The organism is Pantoea sp. BAV 3049, assembly GCF_009765445.1.
In the GTDB taxonomy this organism is placed as follows: domain Bacteria; phylum Pseudomonadota; class Gammaproteobacteria; order Enterobacterales; family Enterobacteriaceae; genus Erwinia.
The window spans coordinates 1,909,110-1,911,506 of record NZ_WHOY01000031.1 but is presented as its reverse complement, the minus strand read 5'-3'; the positions used below and the strand labels follow the sequence as shown (position 1 = coordinate 1,911,506).

4 protein-coding genes are annotated in these 2,397 nt (G+C 57.0%); all 4 read left to right on the top strand.

The window, feature by feature from the left end; all coding sequences use genetic code 11:
- The first annotated feature begins 264 nt into the window (after positions 1-264).
- Entirely contained in the window at positions 265-942 is a 678-nt protein-coding gene (locus GSQ70_RS09760; protein ID WP_158782344.1) for a DNA methylase, read from the top strand.
- Entirely contained in the window at positions 939-1,163 is a 225-nt protein-coding gene (locus GSQ70_RS09755; protein WP_158782343.1) for a hypothetical protein, read from the top strand. Before GSQ70_RS09760 ends, GSQ70_RS09755 begins: the two co-directional genes overlap by 4 nt.
- A gap of 42 nt (positions 1,164-1,205) precedes the next feature.
- Positions 1,206-1,622 carry a DUF1380 family protein gene (locus tag GSQ70_RS09750; protein WP_158782342.1) on the top strand — a complete coding sequence of 139 codons (417 nt, stop codon included), beginning with the start codon at positions 1,206-1,208 and terminating at the stop codon, positions 1,620-1,622.
- A gap of 391 nt (positions 1,623-2,013) precedes the next feature.
- The coding region (locus GSQ70_RS09745) for an antirestriction protein ArdA (protein ID WP_158785276.1) at positions 2,014-2,397 on the top strand (384 nt) is incomplete at its 3' end.

Genomic DNA, 2,397 nt, shown 5'->3' with positions numbered 1-2,397 from the left:
CGCCGTGCCGCTACTGTAGCCGGGCCGCTGTGCAGAAAAGGGAGGCTTCGCCACCATCCTCACCCGGTCGCAGTGATTTCAAAATGCATTTTCCGCTGTCTTCCCGTCGTTCTCCGGCTCAATTTTCGCCGTCAAACCGTCCAGTCAGCGTCAGCTTTTATCTGCGCTGCGGCTTGCGGTGGTGCCCTTGTCTGCTCCGCTTTTCGCCCGGCTGTCGTATCGGCACGGCGTAACTGGTGCCGCATTTGAGAAAGGAGAAGTATTATGTCCCGACTGATGCAGGGTGACTGCGTGGAAATTATGAGCCGCTTCCCGGGTGAGGCTGTCGATTTTATCCTCACTGACCCGCCTTATCTTGTTAACTACCGCGATCGTTCCGGGCGCAACATTGCCGGTGATAAAACAGATGAATGGCTGCAACCTGCCTGCGATCAGATGTTCCGCGTACTGAAGCGCGATTCGCTGATGGTCAGCTTTTATGGCTGGAATGCCGCCGATAAATTTGTGGGAGCATGGAAAGCAGCAGGCTTCCGGATTGTCGGCCACATCGTGTTTGCCAAGCCTTATGCCTCGAAATCGGCCTTTGTGGGTTATGCCCATGAAAGCGCCTATGTACTGGCAAAAGGCCGCCCTCCGCTACCGGCTTCGCCTTTGCCTGATGTGATGAACTGGAAGTACACCGGTAATCGCCACCACCCGACGGAAAAGCCAGTTTCCTGCCTTCAGCCGCTGATTGAGTCGTTTACCACACCTGCCGGGATAGTGTTAGACCCCTTCGCTGGCTCTGCATCAACCTGTGTAGCCGCCGCGTTATCTGGTCGTCGGTATGTAGGGATCGAACTGTTGCCGGAATATCACGCCGCGGGCCAGCGACGTCTGGCTCAGGTTCGTCGCGCCATGCAGTCTCCTGCCGCTAACGATGAACTGCCGGAGGCGGCGTGATGAATTATTCAGGGCATGAACTGTTGCACGCCGATCTCTCGGAGCTGGTGAACAGCATGGACTCACTCAGGATGCAAATTCGCGAGCTGGAAAAAAAGTATCACGATGGTTGTCCGGGCCTGGTCGATGCGCTGGCCGCAGATTTTCTGCGCGGCCTTAATGAGCAATTTTTGAGTGTGTATATCCGCGCGCTGGCGTTCTGTGACTGCTTCCGCGACTGATTAACGCCGGGCGGTGTGCCGCCCGGTTTAAGGAGAACGAATATGTTTGGAACACGTGAAGCACTGTGTAAAGAGCTGGAGCGAATGTTTACCCACGATGACCCCCTGGCGCTGCTTATCTGGACAGAAGAGGGCGTGCATGTGGCATGTCGGGAACTTTCACCGACCGACGAAGAAATCACGGCCATACAGGAAGTCATTGGTAATACGGCCATGGGCACATATCGCAATGAAGGTTTCACCAGCGCGTCGGTGCGTGATTTGCTTGTACGCCACCGGGAAGCTGTTAATCGTCAGGTTACGGTTCCGGCACAGGTGCTTTCGCGCCTGGTGCGCAACGTTGAGCGTGAGTTAATCCACCAGGAGGGGCTCGCGTGGGAGGCGGGCGGTCCAACGCCTGCCCGTGTCAGTCAGGGGATGGCCGATGTGAAGGTGCTGAAAGCGCTGCTGGCAGCGTGAGGCAATGCCGGAGGGATAACCTCCGGCTTTTTCCTCTTCGGATGTCGCGCGGCCGCTCCGCTTTTATGGCTCTTCCTCCACGTTGTTCCGGCTTCGCGGTGAGTAACGCCCCGTGCGGCCAGCGGCAAACGCCGTGCCTCTACTGTAGCCGGGCCGCGGCTGATGCAAGGGCGTCACCTTCACCCGGTCGCAGTTTATTTCAAAGGCATTATCCGCCGTCTTCCCGTCGTTTTCCGGCTCATTTTTCGCCGTCAAACCGTCCAGCCTGCTCCTGCTTTTTTACTGCGCTGCGGCTTCGGTGACGCCCTTGCATCCTCCGCTTTTCGCCCGGCTGTCGTGTCGGCACGGCGTAAGCCGGAACTCAGACGACATCGACCACGGAGGATTTTCCATGAGCACTATGACCACCACACCTGCTGTCTACGTTGGCACGTACCATAAATACAACTGCGGCAGCATTTTCGGCAAATGGTTTGACCTGACGGAGTTTGACGGCCGGGAGGATTTTTACGAGGCCTGCCAGGCGCTGCATGCCGATGAATGGGATGCCGAATTCATGTTTCAGGACCAGGAAGGCATCCCGTCACAGTTCGTCTCTGAAAGTTCGATTGACTGGGATTTTATCGCCGCTTACAAACGCGCCGAAGAAGAGGGCAGGGAAGCCGCTTTTATCGCCTGGGCAGAGTATACCGGCGAGTGTGACTATGACGCGTTTGAGGATGCGTACCGCGGCGAGGCGGAAAGCGAGGAAGATTATGCGCGGGAGATGGTTGAC

Excerpts from the sequence above, each read along its gene's own strand:
- GSQ70_RS09760 (WP_158782344.1), top strand. The coding sequence starts at position 265 with ATGTCCCGACTGATGCAGGGTGACTGCGTGGAAATTATGAGCCGCTTC.
- GSQ70_RS09750 (WP_158782342.1), top strand. The coding sequence starts at position 1,206 with ATGTTTGGAACACGTGAAGCACTGTGTAAAGAGCTGGAGCGAATGTTT.